Genomic DNA, 17,157 nt, shown 5'->3' on the forward strand with positions numbered 1-17,157 from the left:
TTAGACCAAACCAATGAACCCACAAAAAATTAAACAGTTCGTTTTTACAATAGCCTTAGCTTCTTTTATCTCTGGCTATTCCCAAGTAACTGTAAATCAAGATCGGTTGGAGCAGCGTATTTTTGATTTGGCAAAATTTGGACTTCAAGAGAACGGGGAAACGGAACGGGTCGCTTTTAGCGATGCCAATATTGAAGTAAATAAGTGGGTCATATCAGAATTGACAAAAATGGGATTGGAAACCCATACCGATTTTGCAGGGAACATTGTGGCGACCAGGTCAGGTACTAAGAAGAACATGAAACCCATAGTCTTTGGGTCGCACATAGATCGTGTCCCAAACGGAGGCAATTACGATGGCTGTGTGGGTTCCATGGCCGCTTTGGAGGTCATCCAAACCTTAAATGAGAACAAAATCAAAACCCAACATCCTTTACAGGTCATTATCTTCTCCAATGAGGAAGGGGGTGTTATGGGCAGTCGGGCCATAGCCGGTCATTTAGGAAAAACTGCCTTTGGCGTTAAAAACTCCACGGGGTATTCCATGGGTGAAGGAATCATGCGTTTGGGGGGTGATACCACTCGCATTGCCGAAGTCGCAAGAAAAAAAGGGGATGTTGCCGCTTTCTTGGAACTTCATATTGAACAGGGAGGCACTTTGGAAAAGGAAAACATAGAAATCGGCGTAGTTGAAGGTATTGTTGGACTTAAATGGTGGGATGTTGAATTTACAGGTTTTGCGAATCACGCCGGTACAACGCCTATGGATGCAAGGCAAGATGCCCTCCTGGCAGCTGCTAAATATATTGTAGCCGTGAACGAGATTACCAATAGTTTTGAGGGGGCTCAAGTAGGTACTGTCGGTAGAATTAAGGCAAATCCGGGAGCACCAAATGTAATTCCTGGAAAAGTGGTCGCCAGTCTAGAAATCAGGGACCTTTCTTCGGATGTCATTGAAAAAGTCTTCCATGCCATTAAAACTAAAACGGAAGTCATTGCGGCCTCTTCCAATGTCCAAGTTGAATTCCATCCCTTAGATACTACTGCGGACCCAGCCATTATGAATTCAGAAATACAAAAAACCATAGCGGAAAGTGCCAAATCTTTGGGGTTAACCTTTAAATATATGCCCAGTGGTGCGGGGCACGATGCCCAGGATATGGCGCTTATTGCTCCGACCGGAATGATTTTTGTCCCCAGCAAAGGTGGCATTAGCCACTCACCAAAAGAGTTCACTTCTGCCAAGGATATGGCTAACGGTGCCAATGTATTGCTTAAGACCTTACTTTCAATGGACAAAATGGTGGATTAATATAGCTGGTAAGATTCATTTTCGAGGTATAATTGCTAACTTGGAACTTCATCCGTAAAGCATAAGAAAATGAAAAAACAACTACTCTTTACCTTATTATTTGTACTAGGTTTATCGCTCACAGCAAGGGCACAAACTACCGAAGAAATCGTTGCCGCCATCGAAAAAGAGGGAACGGAAAACTCCCAGCTGGAAGAATTGGCGTATCAGCTTATGGATTTTAACGGACCAAGATTAGTTGGAACACCTGAAATGAAATCCGCCCACGATTGGGCCGTTAAAACATACAAAAAATGGGGGATTGATGCAGAAAGCCAGCAGTGGGGTACATGGAAAGGATGGCAAAGAGGCATTACCCATGTAGATATGGTATCACCTAGGATAGCTTCCCTACATGCCACACAATTGGCATGGAATCCTAGTACCGGAAAAAAAGGAGTCACTGCAGAATTAATTACGCTACCCAAAGTCAACGATTCCGTGGCATTTGCAAATTGGTTACCCAATGCAAAAGATAAAATTGTCATGGTAAGTATGATGCAACCTACCGGTAGACCTGATGATAATTGGGAAGAATTTGCAACGGAAAAATCCTTTACTAAAATGAAGGAGGAAAGAGCAGAAATGGAAAAAGCTTGGCGCCAAAATATGGACAATACGGGATATTCCAGCAGAACCATTAACAAGGTTTTGGAAGAAGCTGGTGCTGTAGGTATTGCTCAGTCCCGTTGGTCTAGAGGTTTTGGAGCTAATAAAATATTCAGTGCTGGTACGGATAAAATTCCTGTAGTTGACATTTCTTTGGAAGATTATGGAATGTTGTATAGAATGGTGGAACATGGCGTGAAACCTGAAATAAAAATTGTAGCGGAATCAAAAGATTTGGGAGAGGTACCCACTTTTAATACCATCGCCACCATTCCTGGAACGGAACTACCCGATGAATATGTGATTCTTTCCGCCCATTTTGATTCTTGGGATGGAGCTACTGGAGCTACGGATAATGGTACCGGAACCATTACGATGTTAGAAGCTGCCAGAATTTTGAAAAAAGTATATCCCAACCCAAAAAGGACCATTCTAATAGGTCACTGGGGAAGCGAGGAGCAAGGCCTTAATGGGTCAAGGGCATTTGTGGAAGATAATCCAAAAATCGTGGAAGGCCTGCAAGCACTTTTCAATCAGGATAATGGTACGGGAAGGGTAGTACGTATTTCAGGACAAGGCTTTTTAAATTCCTATGCCTATATAGGAAAATGGTTAGAGGCTGTTCCCGATGCCTATAAAAACGAGATTGAAACCACTTTTCCCGGAACTCCAGGTGGAGGAGGTTCCGACTATGCATCCTTTGTGGCTGCCGGTGCCCCTGCATTTTCGTTAAGCTCTTTGAGCTGGGCCTATTGGAACTATACTTGGCATACTAATTTGGACACGTACGACAAAATTGTGTTTGACGATGTCCGAAACAACGCCATCTTAACAGCTATTTTAACCTATATGGCCTGTGAGGACCCTGAAAAAACATCTCGTGAAAAAGCGGTATTGGGTATCAATCCAAGAACGGGAGAGCAACGGGAATGGCCATCCCAACGAAGTCCCACTAGAAAGGGAGGATTGGATTAACTGTTATAACTGATTTTCCATTTCAAGATTGTCCACCGATTGGAGTGCCTTTTTTATCGCGCCACTCCAAAGGGCATATCCCCTTTTGTTCAAGTGTAGCCCATCGGACATATACAATTCGGGTATCGGTCTATTTTCCGTGGTAATCATCTGGCCGAAAACATTAATGTATTGCGCATTGAGTTCGGTAATCATATATTTGGACAATAATAGATTGGTTTCCATAATCAGGGGAATCAATGCTTGGCGTTCAACACTTGGCTTCAGGCTTATCAAGGCCAATTCTATACTGGGGTATCTGTTATATATCATATGGACCAATTCTTTACAATCGGCCAGAACCTCTTGGGGGGCCCTCCCTTCACTTAAATCGTTCTCACCGGCGTAAAGCACTATTTTAGATGGATGTACATCTTTGAACACTTCTTCAAAATAATGGATACACCATGCAAAGGAAGAACCTCCAAAACCTAGATTGAGCACATTCATAGGCTCTAAATCTCGCTGCATATTGACCCATAAACGTATGGAAGAACTCCCGTAAAAGGCAATAAGGTTTTCTTGGTCCGTTAATTTTCCGACCCTTCTTCTAAGCCTTTTTATTTCATTTCGCCATATTTCAGGTGGTTCTTGCAAATCCTCTGTATCCGTGGGTGACATAAACAAATGCTCCGCCCTGGATATTGCATCCTTAACATACTGCTTATACTTCTCTTGATACTCGTTTACAAAACGAACCAAGTCCTCTATCTTTCTTGAAGGCACTTTTTCACTCAATTTAAACGGTTTCTTTATACTGCAATAATACAGGGATTTTCCAATCCTATGATCAAAATTAACCATTACTACAGGTACTATGTAAGGTTCCGGGTCAGAATATAGGGCCAGTTTGAAAGTCCCCAATTTAAATGGTCCCGGGGAATCCTCCGTCCTATAAGAGGTGCCCTCGGGACTGATGATTAAATTGTACTTGTCCTGCAAATGTTTAGAAGCCTGACTATAGAAAATGCTCCTAGACGCTAGCTTCTCTTCCCGCGAAGTCTCATCGGATTCCTTGGTGTATACATTGATATAGCCTAGATTATCATAATAATTTTGATGCCCGTACTCCTGTCCCTTCCCCACTCTAACCGTCCTGATACCCGGCTCACCATACTTCTTGTACAGTACCATGGAACTTAAAAAATGGGAATCCAAAGTGATTTGAAAACTATTGTTAAGGGTATAATAGGAGTCATTGATCAAGTGATTATAAATAAAAACATGACCTGAATCTTCCGGGAGGTTTTCCCATCCCTCTATGAGGTGCGGTACATTATCAAAAACTTTCGTCGTTATTTCCGCACAGGCTCGTCGATTACTAATCGCGCCTTCGCTGTTCTTCTCGGCAACGGTTTCGTAAACATGCTGAAGCCCTTTAACAAAATTCAATTCCTTTTTGTCTTCTGCCAATAATTCTAAACTCAAGGAAGCCAAATGTCTTTCCAATGAGGAGCCTGTATTGAGAATTTCGGAAAGTACTCGATAAGCATAAGGCTTGGTATTTATATTTTTCAATAAGTGCGGCACTTGGTGTAAAGGAGAGGATAGGGCAATCCTGGATTTGTTATTGTTTATCAACTGATACACCGCTTGTAAATTGTGCTTTCCCAGGAGTCCAACATACCTTACAAAAGCGGCGTTTAACTGGTTGCCCATCAACCACAATAACTGTTTAAAAAATTGTTTTTCAAAAGACTTATCGGAATCAAAAAGCTGGGCGAATTCCGATTGCGGAATAAAATATGCCGATGTCTTTGTTATGGTAATCGCAGAACAAATATCTTTTTCACCTAATAGTGAGGACCATCCAAAAATAAAGCCGGAGTTCTTTATGGAGCGTTGTTGTATTTCAATATTATTTTCAATCCGTTTAATGGACACTTCTCCTTCTATGAGTATAAAAAGACCATTACTAGAACCTTCTTGTATATAAAGGATTTCATCCGGCTCATATTCCCTACGCTCCGCAATTTTCGCCATGTGCGTTAGATATTTTTCCTCAAAATAATCCAGAAAGGGAGAACGGCGCATCAAGGCAACAATCTCTGTTTGTTCGGTATCGGGTGATATATAAAACTCTCGATCCTCCACGAAGGGTTGAAACCGTACAGGGCTTAAAAGCTCTGTTTGCTTTAGTAAAGCAGTCCGTAACTGATGGTATAGTTTTACACCGATACCTTTAAGCAAGGTATTTTCGCCATCATGTTTAATATAATCCTTGAGTTCTATTAACGGAACCTCGAAAAAGACCGCCTTTGGGGATGAAACTATGGCCTTGTAGGTATATCTTTTTCTAGAATTAAAACCATTTAGTCCAATGGTAGTAAAAGGCTCTGAACAGTTGTTTACTAGAATATCATTTTCAGGGTTTTCTACGGAAATATAATAGTCTATACTACCTTCCAATAACCATCGGAACGTTTTTACCTTTCTGTGAATATCACAGATAACATAGTCCTTTGGATAACTTTGGGTACTGCCCGTGGGAAAATACCCCTTCAATGCCTCAAAACTAATTTTTTCTTCCAAAAAGTTATGTTTTACTCACCCAGAGGGCAGACTAACTTATTAAGATTAAACTTAAAAACGAAGTTTAAAACACATTAAAATCAATTTGTCAATATCGGTGATAGTTATTTGAGAATCGGCAATTATTATGGCTCCTTTTATGCAATACAAGAACTGGAATAGGTGAAAAATAAAGAAATTAAAGAGGTCTAGAATTAAACTTTTCAAAAAATCCAATACTCCATTTCCTTAGGACAGCACTTTAAACTTTATTAGTAGTACCTCTTAAAAAGCTTTAACCAATTTTCCTGATACACCGTTAGGGGTTATCGCATATGCCCTTAGGTTTATATCGGTGACATCTTCGGGCGAGTCCAAGGTAATGACCGCTTGGCCCTTTTCATCCGTTTCAAGGTCTGGGTTCCAGTATAGCAAATTCAATCCCCGCATTTCCCGCTTTGAAACATCCTCAAAATTTATAGTGGGTTCATAACCTTTAAAATCCAATTTCCCTTCTTTTCGGTTTATGAATTCATTTTCAGAACCATTTCGTGTAGATATGAGGAATGCTCCCCCAGTACCGCGCGAACCAAACATAGCGGCGTCCGGACCAAAAACAAATTCAATTTTATAAACATCTGCTGGCGAAACCAAACTCATCACTTGGGCTAAAGGAGTTTGTCCGTCGAGAGTGGCTATACCCTCTCCCGCTACAATAAATCCATCAACAACATATAGTGGGGCCAATCCTTTTAATGAACTAATAGATGGGTTAAAAGTTCCTATATTAGCTACGTTTACGCCAACGAATTCAGAAAGCATCTGTTCAAGAGGTTTTGGTTTTTCTTGATCTTGAAATTTAACCATACTTAATGAACTTGTCTCCGGGAGACTATAATTTGATGGACTATAATATTTATCAATCTTCTTGTCTGCAACCTCGACTTCGTCCAATTCAATTAAATCCTTATCATCAACATAACCTAGGTAATCTTTTGAAGGCGTCCTTTTACCTGGATGTGTTTCATGTTCAGGTAAATTCGAATTATCAAATGAAAGAGGTGCCATAGGAGAGTTTACTCGTCTCACCCTTACCAGCCGTTCCTTGGTATTGTCCCCCTTGGTCCTGAATACCAATTCCGCTTCCCCGGTAAGGTCAAGATTTTGAAGGGACAACAAACCTTGGTCATTCGTTTTGGTTTCAATAATGGTATTTTCCGTTTTCGATATGCCCATTACCTGAATCGCTGTATTGCGTAAAAGGCTGTTGTTTAAATCGTAGGCATATCCATTAAATTCGAGCCCGTTGGAAGTTTGGCTACCTATTGAACTATTTGCGGAATTTAAATTCGTATTCAGTAATTGAACGTTTAAATCATTTAGAAAAAGCTCTTTCCTTTGTTCCTTGATGTCACCAAAACTTTCATGGACTGCATCCCCGGATACATTGAAGATGTTCAATTGATCACAGGAATTGGTTGCTTCAATTGTTTCGGCCAATGGATTAATACTAACGGACAACTTGGTTTTAACCGGATTTTCATTTTCATCCGTCACCTGTAACCTTATTTTTCCCCGTCCGTCATCAGAATCGGACAACACATTCGCTTCAATGTTCAACATGCCGTGATTGAGCATAAAAGGTCTAGAGGTCAACACATTGCCTTCGTTATCCCGAATCTGAAAATTGAAAATCCCATTAGGCAAATTGTTTTTGTTTAACCTAAAATCAATTTCATGGCCATTTTTAAAGTCCAACTGAGTTTCTAAGTAAGTATCGCCGCCCAAAGTCGCGACCAATTTTACATTCTTATCTTCCAAAACCGGTGTAACTCGAGCCTTGACTTTTATTTTTTCCGAATCTACACTGTTAATCTGTAATTGGTAACCTTCCTCTACCTTGTAGGGTATTGGATGGTTCGATCCGTTCAACAGTGCTATCCTATAGTTAGCGAGTTTCCGGGGTTTCAAAATGGCAGTTGCCAAACAATCCCCGAATTTAAATACATCGGCCACTTTACTGCCTTGACTGTCTTCTACGGCACCAATTCGTCCATTTTCGAATTGATTATTATCGTTTAATTTGATTACCAACCTGTTTTCATATCCCTGTATCAATAAACCACCCTCTGGCACTACGCTAACAATGGAATTATTGGTTTTTATATCATCCCGCTCAATCTCACCAATTAAAACTTCTTGAATAGAATAGGCATCTGGATAGTTCTTCATTCGATTTGTATAGGCCCTCAAAATGTACTTTCCAGGCTCTAGCTTTTTATCAAGACTCAAGTTCCCATTTACTACGCCATCGACTATTTTATGGGATTGCGTTTTTATTATTTTGGATTGCGCATCCAACAATTCTACAACCAGTACATTGCTTCTTGTATCGCCCTTAAAATAAAAGTCAGAAAAAATATAGCTTTTAAAAAATATGGTCCCTTGCTCCAAATGCCCGTTCGCCACATGAAGTATCACTTGTTCCTTGGGTAATTCATAGGAATCCTTTGCATATATTATACTATCCGTAGTTTTGGAGAACCCATGGTCAAAGCAAGCAAAAAAGAAAATCAGAACTAAAAAGGTTTTGTACTTAATAGAGGAAAGCTGCATAATTCAAGGTTTTTATTCTCCATTAAGTTAATAATTAAATCATTATTCCGAACTTATATCTATTCGTTTTAATTGATTATTAACAGTTTACAATAACTATCAAAATTAAAAAACAGTTCCTCTTTTTTAGGATTTGAAAAGCTCGTTAAAACTCTTTAGAAACCCATAATCTATTTTCTTATCTTACCCTTCCAATTTTGAAAACCGACCGAATATGAAAACCATCCGACTATTGCTTCTTGTTGCCCTAATATTTCCTTTGGCAATGCATTCACAACGCAAAAAAAACAAAAACCAATCGGACTATGTACAAGTTCAGGACTCCATGTTCACCAGCCTTAAGTGGCGTAACATAGGACCGTCCAGAGGCGGAAGAAGTGTCGCCTCTACCGGGGTCATTGGGGAGCCCATGACCTATTACATGGGAACCGTAGGTGGTGGCATCTACAAAACGACCGATGACGGAATAACTTGGAAAAATATTTCGGACGGATTTTTAAAAACCGGTACTGTTGGAGCTATTTCCGTAGCCGAAAGCAATCCCAATATCGTGTTTGCCGGGATGGGTGAGCATGCAGCAAGAGGGGTGATGACCTCCATGGGTGATGGAATGTATAAATCTACCGATGCCGGAAAAACATGGACCCATGTGGGATTGGATGAGACAAGACATATTTCGGATGTTATTATTCATCCTACCAATCCAGACATTGTTTTTGTAGCAGCCCAGGGGGCGCAATACGGTCCCAGTGCGCAACGAGGTATCTATCGTTCAACCGATGGGGGTGCTACTTGGGAAAACGTACTCTTTGTGAATAACAATACCGGGGCCTCTTCCTTATCGATGGATATGAAAAACCCCTTGATATTATATGCGGCCATGTGGCAACACAGAAGATACCCTTGGGTCATGGAATCGGGAGGTGAAAATTCCGGGATTTATAAATCCACCGATGGGGGTACTACTTGGAATCAGCTAAAAGAAGGGTTGCCTGAGGAAATGGGGAAAATTGGAATATCCGTTTCGCGAGCCAATCCTGAAAAAGTATTTGCCGTGATTGAGGCAGAAGGTGAAAAAGGCGGTGTATATCGGTCCGATAATGCCGGTAAAAAATGGGCACAGGTCAACAAGGACCGTATCAATATCGCTAGATCTTGGTATTACATGGAAATTTTCGCGGACCCTCAAAATGAAAATATAGTGTATGTTTTGAACGCCCCAGTTACCAAGTCCATTGATGGAGGAAAAACGTTTACACCTGTACCTACTCCTCACGGAGACAACCACCATTTATGGATCAACCCTTATGACAACCAGAAGATGGTCAATTCCAACGATGGGGGTGCCAATGTTTCCAATAATGGAGGTAAAAGCTGGAGTACCCAAGAAAATCAAACCACGGCACAGTTTTATAGAGTCATTACCGATAATCTGTTTCCCTACAACGTTTATGGCGGACAACAGGATAATTCCACCGTCGCCATCGCTTCCAGAACCAATGATTCCGGTATCGATTGGAAGGATTGGCATGCCGTTGCCGGGGGAGAAAGTGCCTTCTTGGCCTTTGACCCGGACGACCCAAAATTAATTTATGGAGGAACCTACCAAGGAAATATTGATAAGTGGGATGCCGAAACCAAGGAATCAAAACCTATAAAGGAATATCCAGAACTTGGACTCAGTATTGCTCCAAAGGATTCTAGATACCGTTATAATTGGAATGCTCCTATAATTACGTCCCCACATAATAGAAAAACCATTTACCATGCCGGGAATGTTGTTTTTAAGTCCACGGATGAAGGAATCAGTTGGACGCCAATTAGTCCCGACCTCACAAAAAATGAGAAGGATAAACATGGCGCAGGTGGAACCCCGTTTACCAATGAAGCCGCAGGTGGGGAAAATTACAACACCATTACCTACTTGGTAGAATCTCCACACGAGGAGGGCGTTCTTTGGGCAGGAAATGACGACGGTCTATTGCATATGACCAAGGACGGAGGACAAAACTGGCAAAATGTAACCCCGGAGGGTATCCAGGACGGAATCGTAAATAGTATAGAGGTTTCCCCTCATGATCCAGCTACCGCATACGTAGTGGTCATGCGCTATAAGTCCATGGACTTGAATTCCCATATTTTTAAGACTACAGATTACGGTACCACTTGGACAAAAATCGTGAACGGTATTACTGGGGAACATAATTTTACAAGGGTCGTTCGTGAGGACAAAAAAGTAAAAGGCCTGCTCTATGCAGGTACCGAAACTGGCCTGTTTATTTCCTTAAACGATGGATTAAATTGGCAACCCTTACAATTAAACCTACCCGTAGTTCCCATCAATGACCTCATTATCCAGGACAACGATTTGGTGGCCGCCACAGCAGGTAGGGCCTTTTGGATATTGGATGACCTTTCGGCATTGCAAAACATAAAGACCCAGAAACAACAGGTTTCCATTTTTCAGCCTAAGGATACCTACCTGTTTTTTGGAGGATATAACGAAAAGCCTGTTCCCGGAGTGGGGTCCAACCCAAAAAGTGGGGTAACCTTTGATTATTATTTGGAATCAAAATTGGATTCTACGGAACTCCAACTAGAAGTGCTGCATAATGGTGAAGTCATTCGCACCATCACCAACAAGAAACCAAAGGATTTTAAATCTTGGCCGGGAGGTCCTTCAAAACCGGAAGTCCTACCTTCCAAAAAAGGGTACAATCGCTATACTTGGAACTTTAGGAAAGACCCACTTCCTGCCGTGGACAAAGTTTTTGTTTATGGAGGGGACCAAGGATCCACTATTGGCCCAGGCACGTACACATTGCGCTTATCAACGCCTGAAACCTCTTCGGAAACCAGCGTAAACGTATTGGCCAATCCCAATATTGATGCATCCCCTGCCGATTACCAAGAACAACAAGAGGTTTTAAACACTATCGATAGAACCGTTGTGGAAATTCATGAAGCGGTCAATGCCATGCGCTCTGCCAAATCCCAACTAAAAGCATACAAGAAGCTTTTGAAGGAAACCGAAAAAGCAACTGAACTCCTGACGCAGGGAGATTCCATTTTGGAACATATAACGGATTGGGAAGAAAAATTAATTCAGCCGAAACAAAAAACGTTTCAAGATGTCATCAATTTTAAAAATCAGCTCAATGCCCAATTGCTGAATCTTAAGAGTTATGTAGATGTGGCCGAACCTGAAGTTACGGCAGGTGCCAAGGAAAGATTAAGGGATTTATTGACTGCTTGGAGGAGTTTAAAACAAGAACAGCAGACTATCATTCAGCAAGAAATGGCCAGTTATAACCAATTGTACAGAACACTTGAACTTCCGGCCATTATTATGGAATAATATTAATTCATACAAGATGACCGATTTTATCTGCGACCGGACCTTTAAATCCGAGGACTTTACGCAAATACGATTAAAAAGGGCAGAATATGAAAACTGCACCTTCGAGGGCTGCAATTTTTCCGACGGTTTTTTGGATAATCAAAACTTTATGGAGTGCACTTTTAGGGACTGTAACCTAAGTAATGCCAATCTCACAAATACCATTTTCAAGGATGTGGACTTTAAGCACTGCAAAATGATGGGTATGAAATTCGAGAACTGCAACGATTTTTTAATGGACTTTTCATTTTTGGATTGTACCCTAGACTATACCTCGTTCTATGGTTTGGATTTAAAAAACATACAGATTATTGATTGTAAACTTGTGGCCACGGATTTTACGGATTGTAATTTATCCGGCTCAAAATTTAATAGCTGTGATCTTGATAAGGCCATATTCATCAATACGGACCTATCCAATGCCGATTTGGGTACTTCGTACCATATAACCTTGGACCCGGAGCAGAACAAATTGAAGCATGCACAATTTTCATTGGCTAGTCTGCCGGGCCTTTTGGGCAAACATGAAATACGCGTAAGCTCTTGATGATTTCAAAAGTCCATCATATCGCCATAATTTGTTCCGATTATGAAAAGTCCAAAAATTTCTACACCCATTTTCTAGGACTCACCATTATCAATGAAACCTATAGAAATGAAAGGGCATCTTATAAATTGGATTTGGCCTTAAACGGCGACTATATTATAGAATTGTTCTCATTTCCCAACCCTCCCGAGAGAACCTCAAGACCAGAAGCGTGCGGTTTAAGACATTTGGCTTTTCAGGTTCCCAGCATCGAGCGCATTGTTGAACATTGTAAAAACCATGATGTTCTCGTAGAGCCTATTAGGATGGATGAAATGACGGGGAAAAGGTTCACTTTCATTTCGGACCCCGATGATTTGCCCATTGAGTTTTACGAAAGCTGATTTTATAGGCGTTTGTAATCGGATAATTTGTAACTTGATTCAAACAATCCTAGTATGAAATTAGTTATCCCGTTATTCTTTTTGGTTTGCCTAAGTATTACGGCACAGAACACGCTATCCTTGGAAGAAGGTGCCACCTCCCCAAAAGCTACACTTTTAGATGTCGAATGGATGACGGGACATTGGAAGGGCGAAGCCTTTGGTGGTATTACGGAAGAAATATGGAGTCCGCCATTGGGAGGAAGTATGATGTTCTCTTTTAAACTTGTAGTGAATGGAATGGTCAACTTTTATGAATTGGGGCATATTAAGGAGGTCGACGGAACCTTGTTATTACAATTGAAACATTTTGACGGCGATTTAAAGGGTTGGGAAGAAAAGAACGATACGGTCGATTTTAAATTAGTTAAACTAGAGCCTAACAAGGTATTTTTTGATGACTTTACGCTGGAAAGGATATCAGACCAAGAAATTAATTTATTTGTTGTCGTTGGCGACAATGATGGGAATCAGGAAGAAGTACAATTCAATTACAAAAGACAATAAGGTGGAAAAAAGAAAATGTCTGGAGTGCGGTTCCGAAATCATGGGCCGAATAGACAAGAAATTTTGTAATGATTATTGCAGGAACGCTTACAATAACAAAGTCAATAAGGATAGTAAAAACTTGATGCGCAACATCAATAACCGACTGCGCAAAAACTACAGGATCCTAGATAGTTTTAAACTTACCGATGGGAAAACCAAAACCACCAAAACCCGCTTAATGGACAAGGGTTTCGATTTTGAATTCATCACTAACCTGTATACCACAAAAAAAGGGACTACCTATTATTTTGTTTACGATTTGGGATACCTACCCTTGGACAATGATTATTATATGATTGTAAAGAGGGAATAACAACCATCCTCTTCTAGATAATGCATAAAAAATGCTCCCTTTCAGGAGCACCCATGTTAACTAAATTGGTTTGAAAAATTATTTCCAGTTATGACCGCTTAATTTAAGTGCGGCGATAACGATATCCTTTCTACTTATTTGGCCCACCAAAATGCCATTTCGCATTACCGGAAGCCTTCTCCGGTTGTGTTTGTCAAAAATCCCGGCAGCATCGAATATAGAAATATCATCAGGTATGGTTTCTACTTCCTTCGTCATAAAACGTTCTACATTTTTATCCAGTATGGGTTGATTAAAGTAACGACTCTCTGAAATTTGCTTCATACAATCCGCTTCCGAGATAATACCCACTAAAAATCCATTGTCGTCCAAAACAGGACCACCGGAAATATGATGTTTGGCGAACTTCTCCATCACATCCAAAATAGATTGGTCCGGTCTAAAAGTGACCAATTTCGTGGTCATATAATCAGCCACTAAAATTGGGGCCTCAAACTCTTTTTTAATAATCTTCCGAATTCCTTGAAAGCTTTTGATTCCCATGACTTTATGTTTAAAGATTAATTAATAAATATATTAAAAAAAAGTTAATCTGCTAAAAAAAATAGATGAATGGTGTCATCTCTTTAATATTTAATAATTTTAGACAGAACCCATAACCAATGAAAAAGACCTCCTCCGTACTTACTTTACTCCTATTAACGCTAGCCGTTTATTGGAGTATAAAGTCATTAATGCCAAGCTACACTCCTGATGAAAATAAAAGCGAAACCGAATTTTCTACCGATAGGGCATTGGCCCATGTAAAAGAGATTGCCACAGAACCGCATGGGGTAGGTTTTCCCGGGCACTCCAAAGTACGTTCCTACTTAGTTTCCGAATTGGAAAAAATGGGTTTGAAAACCGAATTGCAGACGGGCTATACAGCCGGGGACTGGGCAAACCTTAGCAAGGCCACGAATATCCTGGCCAGGATTAAGGGTACTGGTTCAGGGAAGGCACTTTTACTTTTAAGTCACTATGACAGCAGTCCCCACTCTTCCCATGGGGCAAGTGATGCCGGCAGTGGTGTTGCCACAATTTTGGAGGGCATACGGGCATTTATAGCCAAAAACAAGCAACCCAAAAATGATATTATCATATTGATATCCGACGCTGAGGAACTTGGGTTAAACGGTGCCGACCTATTTGTAAAAGAGCATAGATGGGCAAAAGATGTAGGACTTGTTTTGAATTTTGAGGCGCGCGGCAGTGGTGGCCCTGGTATTATGTTGTTAGAAACCAATCGTGGAAATTATAATCTCATTAAAGAGTTTACTAAAGCCAACCCCAAATATCCTGTTGCCAATTCTTTGGCCTATAGTATCTATAAATTGTTACCTAATGATACGGATCTTACGGTATTCAGGGAAAAAGCGGATATTGATGGTTTCAATTTTGCCTTTATAGATGACCACTACGATTACCACACCGCGAATGACACCTATGAACGGTTGGACAAAAACACCCTTGCTCATCAAGGAACCTACCTCACTGCATTATTGGACCACTTTAGTGATTTGGAACTAAATACGGTAAGAAGCCTAAAGGATTCCGTTTACTTTAATATGCCCTATTTTAATATGGTCTCCTATCCTTTCGAATGGATTTGGCCCATGCTATATCTTGGAATAGCCCTATTTTTTGTGTTATTGATTTTGGGTATCAGAAAAAAGGTGTTGAACGGAAAGGACATACTCAAAGGTTTTGCCCCAATGCTTATGGCACTGGTCATCAACGGTCTAGTCGGATATTTTTCGTGGGCACTATTAAAGTCGCTTTATCCTTCCTATACAGATATGCTTCATGGATTTACATATAATGGGCACGCCTACATATTTGCCTTCGTCTTATTCTCCCTAAGTATTTGCTTTTATGCATACCACAAATTTCAAATGGTAAAGACCCCGAACTTGCTAATAGCGCCCTTGTTTATATGGCTAGTTCTTTGCACCTTCTTATGTGTTTATCTCGACGGAGCAGCGTTTTTTATCATTCCCGTCTATGGGGCTTTGGTTGCTTTATATATTCTCATCAACCAAAAGAATCCCAATGGTTTTTTGCTACTCTTTTTGGGCCTTCCCGCAATTTTTGTATTGGCCCCGTTTATCCAATTATTCCCTATTGCTTTGGGAATTAAAATGATGGTAGCCAGTACGGTGTTTACAACACTCACCTTTTTTCTTTTACTGCCTCTAATTATTCGATATAGAAATAAACGCGGCTTGGCGTTTTTAAGTTTTTTATTGTTTTTGGGCTTTTTGGTATCGGCCCATATGAACTCCAGTTTTAACGGGGAAAATCCAAAGCCTACCAGTCTACTTTATGTTCTTGACGTGGATAAAAATCAAGCCAATTGGGCCACTTATGAGAAGGTATTATCCGATTGGACACAGCAATACATTGGAAAAAACAAAGAAAACCCAAAGGATTTATCGAAGAATACCATTAGTAGTAAATACGGATCCGGCTTTAGCTATATTGCAGATGCTCCCATAAAGGAAATCGCCACACCATTGATTGAAGTGGTATCGGATACGATTATCGGGGCACGACGATTATTGGAACTGAACATCGTTCCGCAGCGAAAAGTAAATCGCTTGGAAGTATTTACCAACGAAACACCTATTACAAAAGCTGTTGTGAATACTATTCCACTTTCTGAATACTACTTGAATAATAGAAGAAATGGAAAATTGGTTACCCATTACATTAGTGATAATGCCTCCACCTCCCTGCAACTCGTATTCCCGGCTTCTGAAACCTTAGAGCTTACTTTCTATGAAGCGTCCAATGATTTATTGAACAATGCTATGTTTACCGTTCCAGAACGACCTGAAGATAATATTCCTATGCCATTTGTGCTAAATGATGCTATCTTAACCATTAAAAAACAACGATTTGAATAAAGTGATCGGCGTATTGGGTTGTGGATGGTTAGGATTACCCCTGGCTAAAAAGCTATTGGACCTGGGCTATAAAGTAAAGGGAACGACCACCTCAACCAATAAAATAGAAAATCTGAAGAAATCGGGGATTGACCCTTATTTGATTCAGGTAACGGATACCAAAATAGAAGGCTCCATTGCCCAGTTTTTAGAAAGTGTAGACATCATAATCATTAACATTCCTCCAAGATTAAGAGGAAAAGGACCTAAGGAAAACTATGTACGTAAGGTCGTGTTATTGATTAAGGAACTTGAAAAAGCCCAGGTGCCAAAAGTCATTTTCATCAGTAGTACTTCTGTTTATAGCGACGAACAAGGTGAAGTAAACGAGGATACCGTTCCGCTACCCGCTTCGGAATCTGGCAAGCAACTTTTGGAATCCGAAAAACAGGTAAGGGATAGCAGCGAATTTGAATCTGCCATTATCCGTTTTGGCGGACTTATAGGACCAAATAGACACCCGGTAACCATGCTTTCTGGCCGAACGAATCTCAGTGGAGGCAATGCCCCTACGAACCTGATACACTTAGATGATTGTATCGGCATCATAACCACTATTATTGAGAAAAATGGCTGGGGAGAACTCATCAATGGGGTGTACCCAGAACATCCTATAAAAAGCGAATACTATGCCCAGATGGCATTAAAAAAGAATATCCAACCTCCAGAATATCAAGAAAATGACAGTGATAATCATAAAAAAATAACAATTTGTAATACTTTTCTTACTAAATACTACCGATTTTTAACCTCGATTCTTCCTTAGTTCGCAACACTTTTTTGGCATTTCACAACAAATTTGGATATTTATTGTTAATAACACATTGATTTTTAATGA

The 17,157-nt window shown here is 40.4% G+C and carries 12 protein-coding genes; 9 read left to right on the forward strand and 3 right to left on the reverse strand.

Features of this window, described 5'->3' with window-relative positions:
* Positions 1-13: 13 nt before the first annotated feature.
* Positions 14-1,312, forward strand: coding sequence for a Zn-dependent hydrolase (locus tag PP182_RS03140; protein ID WP_272649869.1), 1,299 nt, complete (start codon positions 14-16; stop codon positions 1,310-1,312).
* Between the two features lie 69 nt (positions 1,313-1,381).
* Positions 1,382-2,935 (forward strand): M20/M25/M40 family metallo-hydrolase, encoded by a 1,554-nt coding sequence (locus PP182_RS03145; protein WP_272649870.1) that lies wholly within the window; start codon positions 1,382-1,384, stop codon positions 2,933-2,935.
* A gap of 3 nt (positions 2,936-2,938) precedes the next feature.
* On the opposite strand, the gene PP182_RS03150 is transcribed toward PP182_RS03145, so the two are convergent.
* Positions 2,939-5,506, reverse strand: a complete 2,568-nt coding sequence (locus PP182_RS03150) for a cyclic nucleotide-binding domain-containing protein (RefSeq protein ID WP_272649871.1) — start codon at positions 5,504-5,506, stop codon at positions 2,939-2,941.
* Between the two features lie 264 nt (positions 5,507-5,770).
* Complete coding sequence (locus PP182_RS03155) at positions 5,771-8,101, reverse strand: TonB-dependent receptor (protein WP_272649872.1); 2,331 nt, start codon at positions 8,099-8,101, stop codon at positions 5,771-5,773.
* Positions 8,102-8,315: 214 nt separating this feature from the next.
* Between PP182_RS03155 and PP182_RS03160 the strand changes: the two genes are divergently transcribed.
* From PP182_RS03160 to PP182_RS03180, 5 genes are read left to right on the forward strand one after another with little or no spacing between them, the layout of a single operon-like run.
* Entirely contained in the window at positions 8,316-11,459 is a 3,144-nt protein-coding gene (locus PP182_RS03160; protein ID WP_272649873.1) for a WD40/YVTN/BNR-like repeat-containing protein, read from the forward strand.
* Positions 11,460-11,475: 16 nt separating this feature from the next.
* Entirely contained in the window at positions 11,476-12,048 is a 573-nt protein-coding gene (locus PP182_RS03165) for a pentapeptide repeat-containing protein (protein ID WP_272649874.1), read from the forward strand.
* Positions 12,048-12,431, forward strand: coding sequence for an SMU1112c/YaeR family gloxylase I-like metalloprotein (gloA2, locus tag PP182_RS03170; protein WP_272649875.1), 384 nt, complete (start codon positions 12,048-12,050; stop codon positions 12,429-12,431). Before PP182_RS03165 ends, gloA2 begins: the two co-directional genes overlap by 1 nt.
* 54 nt (positions 12,432-12,485) lie before the next feature.
* On the forward strand, positions 12,486-12,977 hold the full coding sequence (locus PP182_RS03175; protein ID WP_272649876.1) for a DUF6265 family protein: 492 nt from the start codon (positions 12,486-12,488) through the stop codon (positions 12,975-12,977).
* Positions 12,934-13,332: a hypothetical protein gene (locus PP182_RS03180; RefSeq protein ID WP_272649987.1), complete on the forward strand. Its 399-nt coding sequence runs from the start codon at positions 12,934-12,936 to the stop codon at positions 13,330-13,332. The genes PP182_RS03175 and PP182_RS03180 overlap by 44 nt, the downstream gene beginning before the upstream one ends.
* Positions 13,333-13,410: 78 nt before the next feature.
* On the opposite strand, the gene PP182_RS03185 is transcribed toward PP182_RS03180, so the two are convergent.
* Positions 13,411-13,875: a CBS domain-containing protein gene (locus PP182_RS03185; RefSeq protein ID WP_272649877.1), complete on the reverse strand. Its 465-nt coding sequence runs from the start codon at positions 13,873-13,875 to the stop codon at positions 13,411-13,413.
* 119 nt (positions 13,876-13,994) lie between these two features.
* On the opposite strand from PP182_RS03185, the gene PP182_RS03190 reads away from it, so the two are divergent.
* Positions 13,995-16,280 (forward strand): M28 family peptidase, encoded by a 2,286-nt coding sequence (locus tag PP182_RS03190; RefSeq protein ID WP_272649878.1) that lies wholly within the window; start codon positions 13,995-13,997, stop codon positions 16,278-16,280.
* 1 nt (position 16,281) lies between these two features.
* A complete protein-coding gene (locus PP182_RS03195; RefSeq protein ID WP_272649988.1) occupies positions 16,282-17,085 on the forward strand; it encodes an SDR family oxidoreductase in 804 nt (267 codons plus the stop codon).
* Positions 17,086-17,157: the final 72 nt, after the last annotated feature.

The sequence above is a fragment of the Maribacter sp. PR1 genome (genome assembly GCF_028464145.1).
Taxonomy (GTDB): domain Bacteria; phylum Bacteroidota; class Bacteroidia; order Flavobacteriales; family Flavobacteriaceae; genus Maribacter.